Source organism: Candidatus Tisiphia endosymbiont of Ceraclea dissimilis, assembly GCF_964030735.1.
Lineage (GTDB): Bacteria > Pseudomonadota > Alphaproteobacteria > Rickettsiales > Rickettsiaceae > Tisiphia.
In genome coordinates, this window is record NZ_OZ034917.1 from 1,052,208 (window position 1) to 1,069,373 (window position 17,166).

General features: G+C 35.3%; 12 protein-coding genes, 1 tRNA gene and 2 rRNA genes. 13 read left to right on the forward strand and 2 right to left on the reverse strand.

The window, feature by feature from the left end; genetic code table 11:
• Positions 1-635 precede the first annotated feature (635 nt).
• The 11 genes from ACQH1V_RS05100 to ACQH1V_RS05150 all read left to right on the forward strand — a co-directional run bounded on the left by ACQH1V_RS05100 (position 636) and on the right by ACQH1V_RS05150 (position 11,126).
• A 23S ribosomal RNA gene (locus ACQH1V_RS05100) occupies positions 636-3,395 on the forward strand.
• A 381-nt stretch (positions 3,396-3,776) separates the two neighbouring features.
• Positions 3,777-3,891 (forward strand): 5S ribosomal RNA (rrf, locus tag ACQH1V_RS05105).
• Between the two features lie 120 nt (positions 3,892-4,011).
• A complete protein-coding gene (locus tag ACQH1V_RS05110; protein ID WP_425360072.1) occupies positions 4,012-4,149 on the forward strand; it encodes a hypothetical protein in 138 nt (45 codons plus the stop codon).
• Between the two features lie 266 nt (positions 4,150-4,415).
• Entirely contained in the window at positions 4,416-4,991 is a 576-nt protein-coding gene (locus tag ACQH1V_RS05115) for a VUT family protein (RefSeq protein ID WP_425360073.1), read from the forward strand.
• Between the two features lie 157 nt (positions 4,992-5,148).
• Positions 5,149-6,654, forward strand: coding sequence for an Npt1/Npt2 family nucleotide transporter (locus ACQH1V_RS05120; RefSeq protein ID WP_425360885.1), 1,506 nt, complete (start codon positions 5,149-5,151; stop codon positions 6,652-6,654).
• 33 nt (positions 6,655-6,687) lie between these two features.
• Positions 6,688-7,710, forward strand: coding sequence for a hypothetical protein (locus ACQH1V_RS05125; RefSeq protein ID WP_425360074.1), 1,023 nt, complete (start codon positions 6,688-6,690; stop codon positions 7,708-7,710).
• A gap of 151 nt (positions 7,711-7,861) precedes the next feature.
• Positions 7,862-8,032: a 50S ribosomal protein L33 gene (gene rpmG / locus ACQH1V_RS05130; protein ID WP_094649033.1), complete on the forward strand. Its 171-nt coding sequence runs from the start codon at positions 7,862-7,864 to the stop codon at positions 8,030-8,032.
• Positions 8,033-8,049: 17 nt separating this feature from the next.
• Entirely contained in the window at positions 8,050-8,385 is a 336-nt protein-coding gene (gene rpsP, locus ACQH1V_RS05135; RefSeq protein WP_094649034.1) for a 30S ribosomal protein S16, read from the forward strand.
• Positions 8,386-8,886: 501 nt separating this feature from the next.
• A tRNA-Thr gene (locus ACQH1V_RS05140) sits at positions 8,887-8,961 on the forward strand.
• A 26-nt stretch (positions 8,962-8,987) separates the two neighbouring features.
• Positions 8,988-10,733: an ABC transporter ATP-binding protein gene (locus tag ACQH1V_RS05145; protein WP_425360075.1), complete on the forward strand. Its 1,746-nt coding sequence runs from the start codon at positions 8,988-8,990 to the stop codon at positions 10,731-10,733.
• 51 nt (positions 10,734-10,784) lie between these two features.
• The gene (locus ACQH1V_RS05150) at positions 10,785-11,126 is read left to right on the forward strand and encodes a type II toxin-antitoxin system HicB family antitoxin (protein ID WP_425360076.1); all 342 of its coding nucleotides are present in this window, start codon (positions 10,785-10,787) and stop codon (positions 11,124-11,126) included.
• A gap of 66 nt (positions 11,127-11,192) precedes the next feature.
• Here the strand turns inward: ACQH1V_RS05150 and ACQH1V_RS05155 are convergent, their stop codons facing one another.
• Together ACQH1V_RS05155 and miaA are read right to left on the reverse strand one after the other, a co-directional pair.
• Positions 11,193-11,819 (reverse strand): superoxide dismutase, encoded by a 627-nt coding sequence (locus ACQH1V_RS05155; RefSeq protein WP_425360077.1) that lies wholly within the window; start codon positions 11,817-11,819, stop codon positions 11,193-11,195.
• Positions 11,820-11,920: 101 nt separating this feature from the next.
• A complete protein-coding gene (gene miaA / locus ACQH1V_RS05160; RefSeq protein ID WP_425360078.1) occupies positions 11,921-12,889 on the reverse strand; it encodes a tRNA (adenosine(37)-N6)-dimethylallyltransferase MiaA in 969 nt (322 codons plus the stop codon).
• A gap of 88 nt (positions 12,890-12,977) precedes the next feature.
• On the opposite strand from miaA, the gene ACQH1V_RS05165 reads away from it, so the two are divergent.
• Together ACQH1V_RS05165 and parC are read left to right on the forward strand one after the other, a co-directional pair.
• Positions 12,978-14,225 carry an MFS transporter gene (locus tag ACQH1V_RS05165; protein WP_425360079.1) on the forward strand — a complete coding sequence of 416 codons (1,248 nt, stop codon included), beginning with the start codon at positions 12,978-12,980 and terminating at the stop codon, positions 14,223-14,225.
• A 428-nt stretch (positions 14,226-14,653) separates the two neighbouring features.
• Positions 14,654-16,867 carry a DNA topoisomerase IV subunit A gene (gene parC / locus ACQH1V_RS05170; RefSeq protein ID WP_425360080.1) on the forward strand — a complete coding sequence of 738 codons (2,214 nt, stop codon included), beginning with the start codon at positions 14,654-14,656 and terminating at the stop codon, positions 16,865-16,867.
• The last annotated feature ends 299 nt before the right edge of the window (positions 16,868-17,166 follow it).

Genomic DNA, 17,166 nt, shown 5'->3' on the forward strand with positions numbered 1-17,166 from the left:
AACAAACTAGCAAGGGTGGTGTTTGCGGTACTCAGTTCAGGCAATGATTATACCGAGAGTAAAGTTTGTAGCTAAAGAATTGGTACAAACTAGTTGTTGACGAGATAATATTATAGGTAAATAGAAATTTAATAGATTCTAATCTGGAATATGCGAAAGAATGATAATATTGATGGTAAATAAGACTAACCTTAGCTTACGAAAAAACTGAGCAATCCAATGGCTCGTTAGAAGTCGAAGAAATGATAAGTATAAGTTTGTAAGCCAGCGAATTCCATCAGGGCTATAGGGTAAATTTAAAGTAATTGATTAACTATAAGCCGGATACATGACTGCATTCGATTTTTTTGCTGTTATATATTATTTTTTTCTTGCATTATCGGGTAAGTCTATACATGACTATAACTTTAGCCTGCCTCCGGAATTATTTATAAAATAATGTTTGACATTGTTTTGAATAATCGGTATAAAACTTCACACAGGGTAAATAAATCCTGTAGCTGTTTGACAAGTTGATAAAGCTGAAAACTAAATACACACTGCGATTAATAAAAATTCTATGATCGCGAGTGGATACTGTAATGGTGCAGAATTAGTTCTGTACACATCGTACAATCTCAAGTTTGAAAAAATTAAAGTAAATAAAATAAGAGCATTTGGTGGATGCCTTGGCACTAGAAGGCGATGAAGGACGTAATACGCTGCGATAAGCTTCGGGGAGCTGCGAATAAGCTTTGATCCGAAGATTTCCGAATGGGGAAACCCACCTGCTTAGCAGGTATCGTATAGTGAATACATAGCTATGCGAAGCAAACCCAGCGAATTGAAATATCTTAGTAGCTGGAGGAAAGGACATCAACCGAGACTCCGTTAGTAGTGACGAGCGAACGCGGACCAGGCCAGTGGCTTCAGAATAAAAACTAGAACAACATGGAAAGGTTGGCCATAGAGGGTGATAGCCCCTTATAGGTAAAAAGTTTTGGAGTCCTTGAGTAAGGCGGGACACGTGAAATCCTGTTTGAACATAGGGGGACCACCCTCTAAGCCTAAGTACTCTCTAGTGACCGATAGTGAACAAGTACCGTGAGGGAAAGGTGAAAAGAACCCCGACAAGGGGAGTGAAATAGACCTGAAACCGAATGCTTACAAGCAGTCGGAGCAGACATTTATGTTCTGTGACGGCGTACCTTTTGTATAATGGGTCAGCGACTTAGTTTATCTAGCAAGCTTAAGCCGTTAGGTGTAGGCGTAGCGAAAGCGAGTCTGAATAGGGCGATTTTAGTTAGATGAATTAGACCCGAAACCGAGTGATCTAGCCATGGCCAGGTTGAAGGTGGAGTAATATCCGCTGAAGGACCGAACCCACTACTGTTGAAAAAGTAGGGGATGAGCTGTGGCTAGGGGTGAAAGGCTAATCAAACTCGGATATAGCTGGTTCTCCGCGAAATCTATTTAGGTAGAGCGTTATAGCGATTACCGTCGAAGGTAGAGCACTGGATGAGCTAGGGGGTCCTACAGACTTACCAAACTCAACCAAACTCCGAATGTCGACGAGTACAGCATAGCAGACAGACTGTGGGTGCTAAGGTCCATAGTCGAGAGGGAAAAAGCCCAGACCGCCATCTAAGGTCCCTAAATCATGACTAAGTGTTAAAGGATGTGGGAAAACCAAAACAACTAGGATGTTGGCTTAGAAGCAGCCATCATTTAAAGAAAGCGTAATAGCTCACTAGTCTAAATAAGTTTTCCTGCGCCAACAATGTAACGGGGCTCAAGTCATGTACCGAAGATGCGGATTTGCACTTTAATAGTGCAGATGGTAGCGGAGCGTTCCGTAAGCCTGTGAAGGTGAACTGTGAAGTTTGCTGGAGGTATCGGAAGTGAGAATGCTGACATAAGTAGCGATAAAGAATGTGAGAAACATTCTCGCCGAAAGTCCAAGGGTTCCTGCGTAAAGTTAATCTGCGCAGGCTTAGTCGGCTCCTAAGGTGAGGCTGAAAGGCGTAATCGATGGGAATCAGGTTAATATTCCTGAACCTGAGGGATGTGACGGAGATAGTAAATTGTATACGCTTATTGGATTGCGTGTGCGGTGAATATCTTCCAGGAAATAACACCCTCGTTAAAGACCGTACCCCAAACCGACACAGGTGGACAGGTAGAGTATACCTAGGCGCTTGAGAGAACGATGCTGAAGGAACTAGGCAAATTGCATCTGTAACTTCGGGAGAAGGATGACCTGTGAATGGGCAACCATTTATAGGTGGCACAAACTAGGGGGTAGCGACTGTTTATTAAAAACACAGGGCTCTGCAAAGTCAATAGACGAAGTATAGGGTCTGACGCCTGCCCAGTGCTGGAAGATTAAGAGGAGGGGTGCAAGCTCTGAATTGAAGTCCCAGTGAACGGCGGCCGTAACTATGACGGTCCTAAGGTAGCGAAATTCCTTGTCGGGTAAGTTCCGACCCGCACGAATGGCGTAACGATTTCCCCGCTGTCTCCAGTATCGACTCAGCGAAATTGAATTCTCCGTGAAGATGCGGAGTTCCCGCGGTTAGACGGAAAGACCCCGTGAACCTTTACTATAGCTTTGCACTGGTATTAGGAATTAGATGTGCAGGATAGGTGGGAGACTATGAAGCGGTGGCGCAAGCCACTGTGGAGTCACCCTTGAGATACCACCCTTTTGATTCTTGATATCTAACCGCGATCCTTGAATCAGGATCCGAGACAATGCATGGTGGGTAGTTTGACTGGGGCGGTCGCCTCCCAAAGAGTAACGGAGGCGCGCGATGGTTAGCTCAGGTTGGTCGGAAATCAACTATTAGAGTGCAATGGCATAAGCTAGCCTGACTGCGAGTCTGACAAGACGAGCAGAGACGAAAGTCGGTCATAGTGATCCGGTGATCCCGAGTGGAAGGGTCATCGCTCAACGAATAAAAGGTACTCCGGGGATAACAGGCTGATGATTTCCAAGCGTCCATAGCGACGAAATCGTTTGGCACCTCGATGTCGGCTCATCACATCCTGGGGCTGGAGAAGGTCCCAAGGGTTCGGCTGTTCGCCGATTAAAGTGGTACGTGAGCTGGGTTTAGAACGTCGTGAGACAGTTTGGTCCCTATCTGCCGTGGGTGTAGGAAGTTTGAGAGGATCTGCCTTTAGTACGAGAGGACCGAGGTGGACGTACCTCTGGTGGACCAGTTGTCGCGCCAGCGGCATAGCTGGGTAGCTAAGTACGGAAAGGATAACCGCTGAATGCATCTAAGCAGGAAACCTACCTCAAAACTAGACTTCCCTATCAGAGCCGTGGAAGACCACCACGTTGATAGGTCAGGTGTGGAAGCACGGTAACGTGTGTAGCTAACTGGTACTAATAGCTCGATTGATTTACTTTGCTGAGGTTGTACTTTGTGTGCAGCATTAATTCTGTAAAAAACATACCAAGTTTTTAGTTTTATCAACATTAAATTTTTTTATTTGCCTTCTAGGAGGCTGTCAAAGATAGTTGATGAATTTTTAGGAGAAACGAAATCGAGTACCACAGCGTATATAAACATACGTGAGGAGCGAAGGTGAGTTTTGACGCCAAAATTACCAACTAGACCTTTTGAAAGCTCGCTTATGTGCAAGGATTTGAAGGGGACGCGGACGCAGAATCGCAGCGTACTATAATGTATGTGAGGATTCAGGTACCGCATCATTGTCCAAATTACCAGCAGAAGTAGAGTTGTAAAAGATATTTGTTGACTTATGATGTAAAAAATTTGTATTGCTAGCTTGGTGGTTATAGCACAAGTGAAACACCCGATCCCATACCGAACTCGAACGTGAAACCTTGTAGCGCTGATGGTACTATGCCCTGAGGCATGGGAGAGTAAGTCACTGCCAAGCTTGCAATACAAATTTTTTTATGAAGGTTATCAATCCTGTTTTGTGTCATACCTGTTTTGGTGCATATCTTAGATTTCCACCGTTGCTAAAAATGACAATTTATAGTCAATTCAGGAAAATTTGGGGCTAGGAGCAACACCTACAAGTAATAGGCGAGCATTGGGCGACGACGTCACCAACTTCTCATCAATGACTATATGGATTGCCACGTGCCATGACTATTGCGTGTGCTTGCTATTCATTAGACCTCTTGCATAACTTAATCTAATTGGTAATTTTGTTGTCAAAACTCGTCTCCGTTCCTCACGTACATCGCTGTGGTACTCGACTTCGTTTTTCCTAAAAATTCCTCAATTATCTTTAGGTTGTGCAAGAGGTCTATTTTCAAATCTAATTCTCTAAATCATTTGAGTGTATTTAAAACTTCACGCTTGTCATTCAATTTCAATTCTTTAAATCATTCAACTATGTTATAATCTAAGATTATAAATCAAAAAACTAGACCAAAAAAAGAGGAAAGGAATATGCACCATATTAATAATAAATTTTACATGCCATTAGTGACGTTACTTTGTATATTTACTTATTTATTAAATTTCTTTAATAAAATAGCTCAATGTTCTTTAGTATTTGTCTTTTTAACGTTAACTGTCAATATTATATCCGAGCTATATGGCAAGAAAAAAGCTATGATTGCTGTAGTGTTGAGTACAATAGTAAGCTTTGGTTTGTTATGGAATTTAGATTATTATATTAATGGTTATGCTATTAAGGGAATTGTGTTTGCAGCTTCTGTCTCTGTATTGCTGTCAACATATTGTAGTACAAGTGTATTTTTACATCTCAAGTCAGCATCAGCATATTCTTTTAATACTAGGAATTTTATTAGTTTGATAGTGTGTGCCATTGTAGATGGTGTTGTGATGTTAGGATTTTTCATAAATATATTCTCTACAAGTAGAGTTTTGTCGATTTTTTATCAAGAAGTATTATTTAAATGTCTATATTCATTAGCAGCTTATATATGTATATTTGCCGGATTATATTTAGTTCACAAAGTGCATGATAATAAGATTAATGAGGGAGAAAATAATAAATAAAGCTTGCTCAGAGCCATATTACTCGTCTATTTAGCTGATTAATAAATATTATCCTTGACTATCAAGACAAAAAGCTTTAGTATGTGGCTCTAACCAAGTAATAAGTAGGTTAGAGCCTTATATGGCAGTAATTTCTAAAGTTTTTTCGTATCTCTCTATAACTCACAATACATCACCCACCTCAAAATTAACAAATAGATTGTCAGAATATATCTTTCCTATCAAAAGGCATGAATTATCTAAATTTCTATATGTAACATTATTGATGTTCTGTATTTTATTTATACAAAATATTATCAGAGCCTTAAAAGACAGTCTGATTAATACCATGATTGGTACCGAAACTGTATCATTTCTTAAATTTTGGGGGGTTTTACCTTCGGCATTTTTGATGTCGATAATCTATGTGAAATTAGTAAATAACATAAAAGGGGAGTATATATTCTACCTTATATTATCAATTTTTCTACTATTTTTTGCTTTATTTGCATTTTATATTTTTCCTAATCATTTGGCATTGCATTTGAGTAGTGAGCATGCTGGTATTTTAGTAAAGTCTTATCCCAATTTAAAATGGTTTATATTACTTTTATCTAATTGGAGTTTCTCTTTGTTCTATATTATAGCAGAATTATGGCCAAGTGTGATATTTGCATTACTTTTTTGGCAGTTTGTTAATAATATAACCTCGGTGGAACAATCAAAAAGATTCTATCCTTTATTTGGACTTTTTGCTCAAACGGGGCTTTATATATCAGGTAAGTTTTTAGAAAACTTATCTTATCTAAATCAATTGTTAATTAATAAGTTTGGTTTGCAACATACAGAGACTGAGCTTTCAGTGCAAATTATATTGGGCTGCGTACTGATATTTGGCTCAATAGCATTAGCAACTTTTTGGATACTGAATCATAAAATATTAGATAAATCTCAGGTAGAAAAACTGCAATTTTCTGTCAAGAAACAATCGCTAACCCTTATAGAAAGTTTTAAAATGGTTATTGCTTCAAGATATATTAGGCTAATTGCTACACTGCTTGTCTGTTATGGTATAGCTATAAACTTAGTTGAAGGACCTTGGAAAGCATCAGCTTCAAAGATTTATAAAACACCGACGGAATTTGCTGCTTTTGTTGGCAATTATCTAAGTATTACTGGCATATTTACCATTTTGTTTGTTATTCTTGGCTCCAATATTGTCAGGAGGTTGGGCTGGTTTACCGCAGCAAGTATAACGCCAATAATGGTTTTTATAACTGGCATGCTATTTTTCTTAGTATCTAATTTTGATGGATTGTCTGCTATAATCGTGGTTAGCTTTATGCTCACTGATCCTTCTTCAATTGCTATTACAATGGGACTAATCAACAACGTGTTGAGTAAATCAAGTAAATATACTCTATTTGATTCTACTAAAGAAATGTCATATGTTCCTTTAGATACTGAGCTTAAGACAAAAGGTAAAGCAGCTGCTGACGTAATTGGTACTAAACTTGGAAAGTCAACGAGTGCTCTTCTCCAGTCTTTAATATTTATTATTTTACCTTGTGCAACTTATCAATCTATTTCTATATATTTAATGATAGTATTTGGTATAATTTGTATTATATGGATGTGGGTGATTAGAGAATTGAATAAAGAATACACTAATATAGCGTCCTAGACTGTTAAACTTTACGTAAGAGATGAGGTAATAATGAAAAAACCCAATACCCCGGAACAATTATCGCTTAAAAGTACCAAGGAGCAAATTTTATCAGCCTATAATGAGGTACTAGTGCAGTTAGCTGAAAAGCAAGTAACTAGTCCCCAAGAACAAAAGCAACGACAAGATGAGCAAGTTGTTATAACAAAAGCTGTTAGCAATTCATCAGATGCTATATTAACTGATCTTAGTGCCTTAAAATCCAAGATAATTAAACAAATCGATAATTTATCAGAGCAATTGCTTAAAGAATCAGAAAAATTGGTAAATTTACGGGAAGCAATTAATTTAGAGCAAAAACATTTACAAGAATTATATCAAATTAATGAAACAGCTAATACTTTATCTGCCTTATTACAAACCCAAATTGGGCAAAAAGAACAGTTTAAATTAGAAATGGAACAAACAAAACAAACTTTTACTCAAGAAATGACAGCCAAAAAATCTCAGTGGCAACAGCAAAGTGAGCAACTTGAGCGGGATTATAAAGAGCAAAAAGAAAAACTTGAAAAGACCAAGAAACGTGAGGAAGAAGAATATATTTATACATTAGAATTAAAACGTCGTAAGGAAATTGATGAATATAATAGTAAGAAAGCTATTATGGAGAAAGAATTATCGGATTTAAGAGATAATCTATTAAAACGAGAAGCTGATTTAGTAGAAAAAGAGGGTGATTATGAATCCTTAGAAATTCAAGTAGGGCAAATTCCAAATATAATAAAAGAGGCGGTAAATAATGCAGAAGAATCGCTTCGTGGTAAGTTGTCACAGCAATATGATTTTGACATGCAACTTAAACAGCAGGAATATGAAGGCAAGTTAAAATTGCAAGCACAAAGTATTAGTTATCTTGAAGATAAAATTACCAAGCAGGAAATTTTAATGAAAGAACTAACTGCAAAAGCCGATATGGCAACGCAACAAATTCAATCAATTGCTTGCCGTGCTTTAGATACTTCAGCCCAACGTTTTGTGACGTTGAGTACTAGTAATGATAAAGAAAAAGCCTAGGTAGACTCCTAGGCTCTTATATCTTGAAAATGTGATATAAAAGCCTAGCACAATAGTTGACGTAAGAAAACTATTTTACTCTTGACTATTTGTTGTCTTAGTTTTATGATGACTGGCAATTTATAAAATAATACTAAAAGGTTTGATAGTTGTGGCTAAAAAAAATAAAAATGTTTTGGTAAGACTTGTTAGTACAGCTGGTACAGGGTATTTTTTGGTAAAGAAACGTAATCCTAAGACCCAAACTGAGAAATTAGCATTTAAGAAATATGATCCGGTAGTTAGGAAACACGTTCCTTTTAAAGAAGAAAAGATTAAGTAGTGAAATAGTAGGAATATATGGCAACAAAAATTCGTTTGGCAAGAGGTGGAACCAAGAAACGTCCTCATTATAGAGTGGTTGTAGCAAATGAAACAGCTCCTAGAGATGGTGACTTTTTGGAGAAGGTAGGTACTTATAATCCTATGCTTGTCAAAGGTGATGCAAATCGTGTAATTCTAAAATCTGATCGTATAGAATATTGGTTAAGTACTGGTGCTCAACCTACAGATCGTGTTGCTAGGTTTATTGAAGAAGCAGGTATAGCACTCCCAGCCTCGATCAAAAAGAAAATGGAAATAAAAATTAAGAATCGTAAAATAAAGCCTCCTAAGAAAGAGTCCAAAAAAGCTTAAATAACATGGCGTAAGCTGAAAAAGTAATTATAAGTCTAAAAAACGTCATTGCGAGAAGCCGCAAAGCGGCGACGTGGCGATCCATAAAGGTACCAGGATGGATTGCTTCGACCATTACATGGTCTCGCAATGACGGTTATGGATACATACGTCATTGCGAAAAGGCGTAAGCTGAAGAAGTAATATAAGTCTAAAAAACGTCATTGCGAGGAGCCGCAAAGCGGCGACGTGGCGATCCATAAAGGTACCAAAATGGATTGCTTCGACCATTACATGGTCTCGCAATGACGGTTATGGATACATACGTCATTGCGAAAAGGCGTAAGCTGAAAAAGTAATATAAGTCTAAAAAACGTCATTGCGAGGAGCCGCAGAGCGGCGACGTGGCAATCTATAAAAGTGATTAGAAAGGATTGAGGTTTACACCTCCTCGCAATGACGATGTGTTGCAAAATATCTCCTTGCAATGACATTAAAGGTCACACGAGCTTTTTCTTATTTGCCGGATTAGCTCAGTGGTAGAGCAACCGCCTTGTAAGCGGTAGGTCGTCAGTTCAAATCCGACATCCGGCACCACAGCAAGTAACAAAATTATCTTTGTAATGCATAAGACAATTCCTTGTAGATTTATCAACTATTTAAAGTTCTATAAATTAGATCTTGCAATTGTCATGTTGGCATTATTATGTGTGTCAATTTCTTTGCTAGCAATAGGTGGAGCTTTTAGGCAGTTAATCGATAGCGGTTTGAAAGGAAATTATCTACAATCAATCAACCAATCAATATTATATATTAGTATTTTAATATTAATTTTTAGTACGGGTAGTTTTTTCCGTTCTTATTTCATTAATAATATTGCTGAAAAAATCGTTAGTCAAATTAGGCAAGAGGCTTACAGTAACATAATTAATTTCGATATTGTTTGTTTTGAGGATCTCAAAATTGGTGATATCATTTCTCGCCTGAGTGTGGATATAGAACTTATTTATAAGTTGATTGTCAATTTTCTCTCTTTTTTTGTTCGTAACTCAATAATGCTAATTGGTGGAATTATCTTAATGTTCTGCCAGAGTCCTAAACTCGCTGCGATTGTCATTATTATTATACCATTATTATTGCTACCACTAATAAAATTTGGTAAATATGTACGAAATTTATCAAAAAATGTTCTCCAATCACAAGCCAATATTACCGCTAATTTAGAAGAGAGCGTATCAAATATTTGTGCAATACAAGCCTTTAATCAGCAGGCAAATAAAGTAGCGGCTTTCAATAAGCAAATTTCTGATTATTTACAACATGCGGCAAGTCGTTTAAAAGTCCGTTCAGTATTTTTTGCTTTGGCTATTTCAGTTATATTATTCTCCATCACTATAGTTATATGGGTAGGTAGCAGAGACATAGTGCAGGGGCATTTATCATCAGGTCAGATGATATCATTTATTTATTATGCTATCATCGCTGGTGTAAGTAGTGGGGGTATTTTTGAGCTTTTAACTGAAGTCCACTCATCTCTTGTAGCCTCGGAAAGAGTTTTTGTTCTTATAGATTATACTTGCAAAAATCAACTAACTAATGTTCCAATGGGTGATTATCAAGATAATAAATCTTCTTTGAGTATAGAGTTTGACAATGTAAGTTTTGTCTATCCATCAAGATTAGACAATTTAGTTATAGATGATCTGTCATTTAAGATAGATAAAGGTAAGTTTATTGGTATAGTTGGCAGATCGGGTGCTGGTAAAAGTACTATTATGCAATTAATGTTAAAATTTTATTTTCCTGAGAAAGGAACAATTAGAATTGCTGGTCAAGATATATCCAAAACTCAAGATCATCAGATAAGACGCAAGATTGCCTATGTTCCACAAGATTCAAGTATTTTTTCTGGTACAATTAGGTCAAATATTGCTTTTGCTAAACCTGATGCAAGTATGGAAGAAATAATAGAAGCAGCTAATAACACCGGTATAATGGATTTTGTCCAGAATCTTAAAGAAGGATTAGATACTGAAATTGGTGAGAAGGGTATTAGATTATCTGGAGGACAAAAACAACGAATAGCTATCAGTAGGGCAATTCTATATAACCCAGAAATTTTACTTTTAGATGAAGCAATGAGTGCCTTAGATAGCGAAAATGAACAAAAATTATTGAGTAAATTGCAACAAATAATGAAAGGCAAAACTATATTATCGATTGCTCATCGTATTTCAAGTATAGAACAGGCTGATGAAATTTTGCTAATTGATCATGGAACGTTAATTGCTCGGGATACTCATGTTAAATTGTTAGAAAAAAGTGAAATCTATAAAATAATCTGCCAAGAACAATCAATAAATTTGTAAAAAGTATAGTCAATTGACTATAATTAAAAAACTAGAAAAAGAGAGGTTGATATGACAAAAATTGATTTAATTTGTTACAAAAATTATTATGGATCAGTTCATTTTGATTCACAAGAAGAGCTTTTTTTTGGGAAAATAGAATTTATAAGAGATTTAGTAAATTATGAGGCTTTCGAAGCCAAATCTCTGGTAAAAGCTTTTCATGAAGCAGTAGATAGTTATTTAGAAGATTGCAATAATATTGGAAAAGCTCCTGACCAACCATTCAAGGGTAGTTTTAATGTTAGAATTGATCCTGAATTACACAAAGAAGCAAGTTTATATGCTATACAGCATGGAGACACCTTAAATGGAGTAGTTAAAAAAGCTTTAAACAACCTTTTAATTTCATAAACCAAATATTGGAGCATAAAGTTAGGAGGCTACCTGCAATAATAAGTAATTCTATATTTGGTAATTTCAAATATTACTGGCAGCAAATTGCCAATTAATCATATGCTCTATATAAACTGAAATATAGTCCGGACGCTTATTGCGATAATCTATATAGTAGGCATGTTCCCAAACATCACAGTTAAGCAACGGTTTCATAGACTTAGTAATAGGCGTTTCAGCATTACTAGTCTTTACTATCTGTAATTTACCATTATTAGAGACTAACCATGCCCAACCACTAGCAAATTGACTTATTGCCGCTTGTTTAAATTCAGTAGCAAAATTCTCATAACTACCAAAATCTTTATTTATCTGCTCTAACATCATACCAGTAGGTTTTCCACCGCCTGAAGGCTTAATAGAATGCCAAAAGAAACTATGGTTCCATATTTGTGCAGCATTATTAAATATGGCGGCTTCATCTGGTTTGGTACTTGCGTAAATTATTAACTCCTCCAAACTCTTCTTTTGTAATTCCTGATTATTTTGCAACAAATTATTCAAGTTAGTTACATATGCTTGGTGGTGTTTCCCATGATGGTAATCAAACGTTTCAGGGGAAAAATGTGGCACGAAGTCCCCTTTACCATAAGGCAATTCCGGCAAAACAAAAGGATAGGATTTTTGGTTAGATTGGTTGCAATATATCATAATTTCCTCATATTTAGCATAAAAAGCTTATATTTTCAATATAGCCTGTTTTAAAATTAATGTTCTTTATAATTTTTAGTATAGCACAAAATTTTCCAGCACTAAGAGATAGATTTAAAAAAATTAAAATTTTTTTTCAAATCAATAGATTTAGGTAAGTCTATTAATAACTCTTCAAATTGTTGATTATTGGAATATTCTAGAGTAATCTTGTCTTTTATTTGGTTTTTAAACCAGGTAATTTGTCTTTTTGCATATTGCCTGGTTTTAATTTGTGCTAGATTTAAGGCAGTTTGTAAAGTAATTTCATTATTTAGATAAGATAATATTTCTCGCAGACCAATGGTTTTTATTGCAGAAGATATTATATCGGGAAAGTTTTCTTTAATTAGAGCTATTTCTTCAATTGCTCCTTCATTAAATATTTTTTCTAACCTAGTATTACATGTTTGATAAAGAAATTCTCGCTCCGGATGTAGAAAAATTACTTTAAAGTCAAATTCTGGAAGAATGGGTATATTCTGTGTAGCTTGGAAAGTAAATATAGATTGCTTGGTTTGCATAAATACTTCATAGGCTCTTATAACCCTCTGACTATCATGCTTATTTAATTTCTGGCTAGCCAATACATCAAGCTCTTTTAGTTGATTAAAGAATTGACATGAGCCAATCTTAGAGTGCAATTCTCTAACATATTGCCTAATCTCTGGAGATATTGTCGGTATTTCATTATAACCAAAAAGCAGTGAATTAATATATAACCCCGTACCACCAACAATTATTGGTAGCTTACCTCTATTACGGATGTCTGTAATTTTCTCAAGAGCATGATTGACATATTGTATTACTGAAAATTCTTGATCTACGGATAAAAAGTTATAAAGATGATATGGTATCTCGTTTCGGTATATTGGTGATGGTGAAGCAGTAATAATAGGGATATGCTTATATATCTGCATAGAGTCGCTGTTAACTATCTCGCCATCATATATTTTGGCTAAATAATGTGCCAAATAAGACTTACCACTAGCAGTAGGTCCGCATATAACTAACATTTTCTTTTTTTGCATTAAATGTATATACTCAACAATAAAAAATCAACAATGCACAAATAAGATAAAAAAATTATACCATGAGAAAAATAATAGGTCTAGATGTATGACAAGACCGGCGTTCCTAATTGCTTTTTTTACAACAACTGTTCGTTATTATGACTATGCTCTTTTTGGACTATCAGCAACTATTTTATCCAAAAACTTTTTACCATTAGGATCAAATGATCAACAAATATTATTATTTTTTGCTATATTTAGTATAGCTGTAATAGCTCGTCCCATTGGTTCTATCATTTTTGGTTTTATTAGTGATAAATATGGTAGAGTTGTCTCAGTGAGAATTTCGGTATTTTTAGCCACTATCTCGACAATTCTTATAGGGTTAACTCCTAATTTTGATAAAATTGGTATAGTAGCGACAATAATTTTAATATTTTGTCGTATGACATTTTTAATGAGTTTAGCAGGAGAAAGTGATGCAATAAAAATTTATGTTGTAGAAAAAGTGGGTAAGGCAAGTAAAAATTGTGCTAGTGGTATTGTATCATTTTGTAGTCAGGTTGGAGCATTGCTTGCGGCAGCAATTTACCATTTTTCTACAGAGTTTGAGTCAATTGCTTATTTATGGCGAGCGAATTTTATTATTGGTGGAATTTTTGGCTTAATTATTATATTTTTGAGGCACTATTTTCATGAAAGCGAAGAATTTTTAAAATCTAGAAAAGATCATAAATCTGCTGATTATAACTTTTTTTATTTGGCAAAGATTATCAAAAATTTGCCTAGCAAATTTATTTTAGCAATATTAATCAGTGGTTGTATAGGGGGTATTTACCATTTTCTCATTTATTTTTGGGGAGTCTTTGCCGTAAAAAGTGTATTGGTGATGAGTAGCAGTCAATCTCAAATTATCAATATAGTTTTAATAAGCATTTATGCCATTATGTCAGTATTGTCTGGTTTTTTAGCCGATAGGTTTTATCCCAAAAAACAAATTATTATCTCATTATCATTAAGTTTGCTAGTTATAATTATTGTCCAATTGCTATTATATATAAAAATCTCGATAATTTACTTTCCGGTAATACTTATCGGACTTGCTCCATTTTACGTAGTGCCATTACAAATTATTGTCCAATCTATGTTTGTAACTAATATTAGGGCTAGAATGTGTAGCCTATCTCATTCACTTGGTGGAATGATACTTTCATCGACAACGCCATTTTTTTGTATGTTATTATGGCAATATTTTAATTCAATATACTTAGTGCTAGGATTTTTTATGTTATTATTACTAATATTGTTCAGTACAGTAATTTATCTGTATAGTGCAAGAGTTATAACTAACTAGTACTACAGTTGTAGATTGAATGTAAGTGTTCACGGAAAAAAGGTTAAAGTATAAGATGTCATTGCGAGGAGGTTGCCAGACCACAACTGTTGAAAGTTAGAAGGTAAAGCGGGTTTTAGATAGGTTTTCTGTCATTGCGAGACCACGCAAGTAGGTCGTGGCAATCCATCTTTGGTTACTTTTATGGATTGCTTCGTCGGTCTGGCAACCTCCTAGCAATAACGGATTTGTATGGTAATTACCCTTAGTTGTAATTTAGCTTTCTTTTTAACTCCAGCAGTTATGGATGCTCCACCGAAACGGGGAGTAACAATAGAACCATTAAAATAAAAAGTATAATTTTTACTATTTAATACTATTTTTGTATTAGTGTGAGTATATATTTAAGGTATTATACTATCGGAAATAAATATAAGAAAAAGTTTTTTATGACCAATGATGCTAAAATAGAACATATAGATTTTGGTAATGCATTATCAGAGCGTTATCTCTCTTATGCTCTATCAACAATTATGTCAAGATCCTTGCCTGACGTTCGTGATGGGTTAAAACCAGTCCATCGTAGATTATTATATGCTATGCTGCAATTAAGGTTAGAACCAGCCTCAGGCTATAAGAAATGTGCAAGAGTTGTCGGTGATGTAATCGGTAAATATCATCCACATGGTGATGGTGCAGTCTATGATACATTGGTACGTCTTGCCCAAAGTTTTTCTCTCAGATATCCATTAATTGATGGGCAGGGAAATTTTGGTTCTATTGATGGCGATAATGCAGCAGCTATGCGTTATACGGAATCAAGAATGACAGAAATCTGTACTTTATTAATGTCAGATATAGATCAAGATACTGTTGATTTTCGTCCTACCTATGATGATTCAGATACTGAACCAGTAATTATGCCTGCTATGTTTCCTAATTTATTGGCTAATGGCTCAGAAGGTATAGCAGTTGGCATGGCAACCAGTATCCCCCCTCATAATTTACATGAATTATGTGATGCGCTAATATATTTAATTGACCATCCTGAATCAAAGGTCAACGATATTTTGCAATTTGTCAAAGGCCCTGACTTTCCAACAGGTGGCATAATTGTGGATAGAATTGATTCAATCCATCAAGCCTATAGTATAGGACGTGGTAGTTTTAGAGTAAGGGCAAGATGGGTCAAAGAGGATTTAAGTTATGGTTTATATCAGATAGTAATTACTGAAATACCTTATCAAGTACAAAAATCTAAACTTATCGAACAAGTAGCTGGCTTGTTAAAAGACAAAAAAATTCCTTTGATCGGTAATATCAGGGACGAATCGACAGAAGATATAAGGTTAATTATTGAACCTAGAGATCGTAATTGTGACCCTAATGTAATTATGGAGTCATTATTTAAATTAACTGTTCTAGAAAATAGAATCCAGCTTAATATGAATGTTATAGGTTCAAATAATATTCCTAAAGTAGCTAATATACTGGAAATATTGCAGGAATTTTTATTACACCGACAAAATATTATTACTCGTAGATCCAAATTTCTTATTAGCAAAATTGAACATAGATTGGAAATTCTTAAAGGTTTAAGAATAGCTTACCTAAATTTGGATGAAATAATCAAAATTATTCGTGAAGAAGATGAGCCTAAACAAATAATGATCGCTAAATTTAGTTTAACTGATCTGCAAGTTGAAGCAATTCTCAATACAAGGTTGAGGTCTTTAAGAAAACTGGAAGAACAAGAAATTATTAACGAACATACTTCGCTAGAAAAAGAACATGCAAATCTGCAGAAAATTTTACAGGATCCGAATGAGTTAAAGAAAATAGTTAAGAAAGAAGTAAAAATGGTGCAAACAAAGTTTGGTTTTACTACTAAATTAGGCATGCGTCGAACTAGTTTTGAAGAGGCTAATATTGTCGCTCAGATTGTTGATATTTCAGCTTTCATAACCAAAGAACCTATCACCATAATATGTTCCAAAATGGGATGGATTCGTTCTTTGAAAGGTCATAATAATGATTTATCAACTGTAAAATACAAAGAAGGCGATGCAGAAAACTTTATTCTTGAGGCTTATACTACTGACAAAATCCTTATATTTAGTGCATCAGGGCGTTTTTTCACTATTCTAGGTGATAATATATTTAGAGGGAAAGGCAATGGAGAATCGATAAAGCTGATTATAGATATTGGTAATGAAGAAATAGTGAGTATGTTTGTTTATCAACCCACTCAAAAACTTTTACTAGCCAGTAGTATTGGCAAAGGATTTATTATTGATTCAGATGAAGTAGTAGCACAAACTAAACTAGGCAAGCAAATTATGCAAGTTCCTGAAAATCATTATTGTATTACTTGCTTACCAGTAGATGGCGATTGTCTTGCTTGTATAGGTGAAAACCGGAAATTATTAGTATTTAATCTCAATGAAGTACCAATAATGAAACGAGGACAAGGCGTAACTCTGCAAAAATTTAAAGATGCCAAACTGATGGATGTTAAGATATTTGATAGTAGTTTAGGATTAAGCTGGAAAATAGGAGAAAAGACTAGGGTAGAGAAAGATCTTTTACCATTTCGTGGACGACGAGGCTCTGTTGGCAAAATCCCTCCTAGTGGATTCCCTAAAAACAATAAATTTTCTTAGGAGTATTATAGTCAATTAAGGAGAATTGGGTAGCAGGAGCGATGGAGTACATAAACGTCAGTTTAAGAAAACAATAATTGAGAAACCGTCATTGCGAGGAAACCGTAAGGTCAACGAAGCAATCCAAAAAAGTGATTAAAAATGGATTGCCACGCCACCTACGGTGGCTCGTAATGACGGTTCTCAATTATTGTTTTCTTAAATTGACGCCTATGCGATGGAGCAACGCCTATAAGTAATAGGCGAGCATTGAGCGACAACGTTTCCAATTTCTCATCAGTTGACTACAGTTATATAAT

Excerpts from the sequence above, each read along its gene's own strand:
- ACQH1V_RS05115 (WP_425360073.1), top strand. The coding sequence starts at position 4,416 with ATGCACCATATTAATAATAAATTTTACATGCCATTAGTGACGTTACTT.
- ACQH1V_RS05125 (WP_425360074.1), top strand. The coding sequence starts at position 6,688 with ATGAAAAAACCCAATACCCCGGAACAATTATCGCTTAAAAGTACCAAG.
- rpsP (WP_094649034.1), top strand. The coding sequence starts at position 8,050 with ATGGCAACAAAAATTCGTTTGGCAAGAGGTGGAACCAAGAAACGTCCT.
- ACQH1V_RS05145 (WP_425360075.1), top strand. The coding sequence starts at position 8,988 with ATGCATAAGACAATTCCTTGTAGATTTATCAACTATTTAAAGTTCTAT.
- ACQH1V_RS05150 (WP_425360076.1), top strand. The coding sequence starts at position 10,785 with ATGACAAAAATTGATTTAATTTGTTACAAAAATTATTATGGATCAGTT.
- ACQH1V_RS05155 (WP_425360077.1), bottom strand. The coding sequence starts at position 11,819 with ATGATATATTGCAACCAATCTAACCAAAAATCCTATCCTTTTGTTTTG.
- miaA (WP_425360078.1), bottom strand. The coding sequence starts at position 12,889 with ATGCAAAAAAAGAAAATGTTAGTTATATGCGGACCTACTGCTAGTGGT.
- ACQH1V_RS05165 (WP_425360079.1), top strand. The coding sequence starts at position 12,978 with ATGACAAGACCGGCGTTCCTAATTGCTTTTTTTACAACAACTGTTCGT.
- parC (WP_425360080.1), top strand. The coding sequence starts at position 14,654 with ATGACCAATGATGCTAAAATAGAACATATAGATTTTGGTAATGCATTA.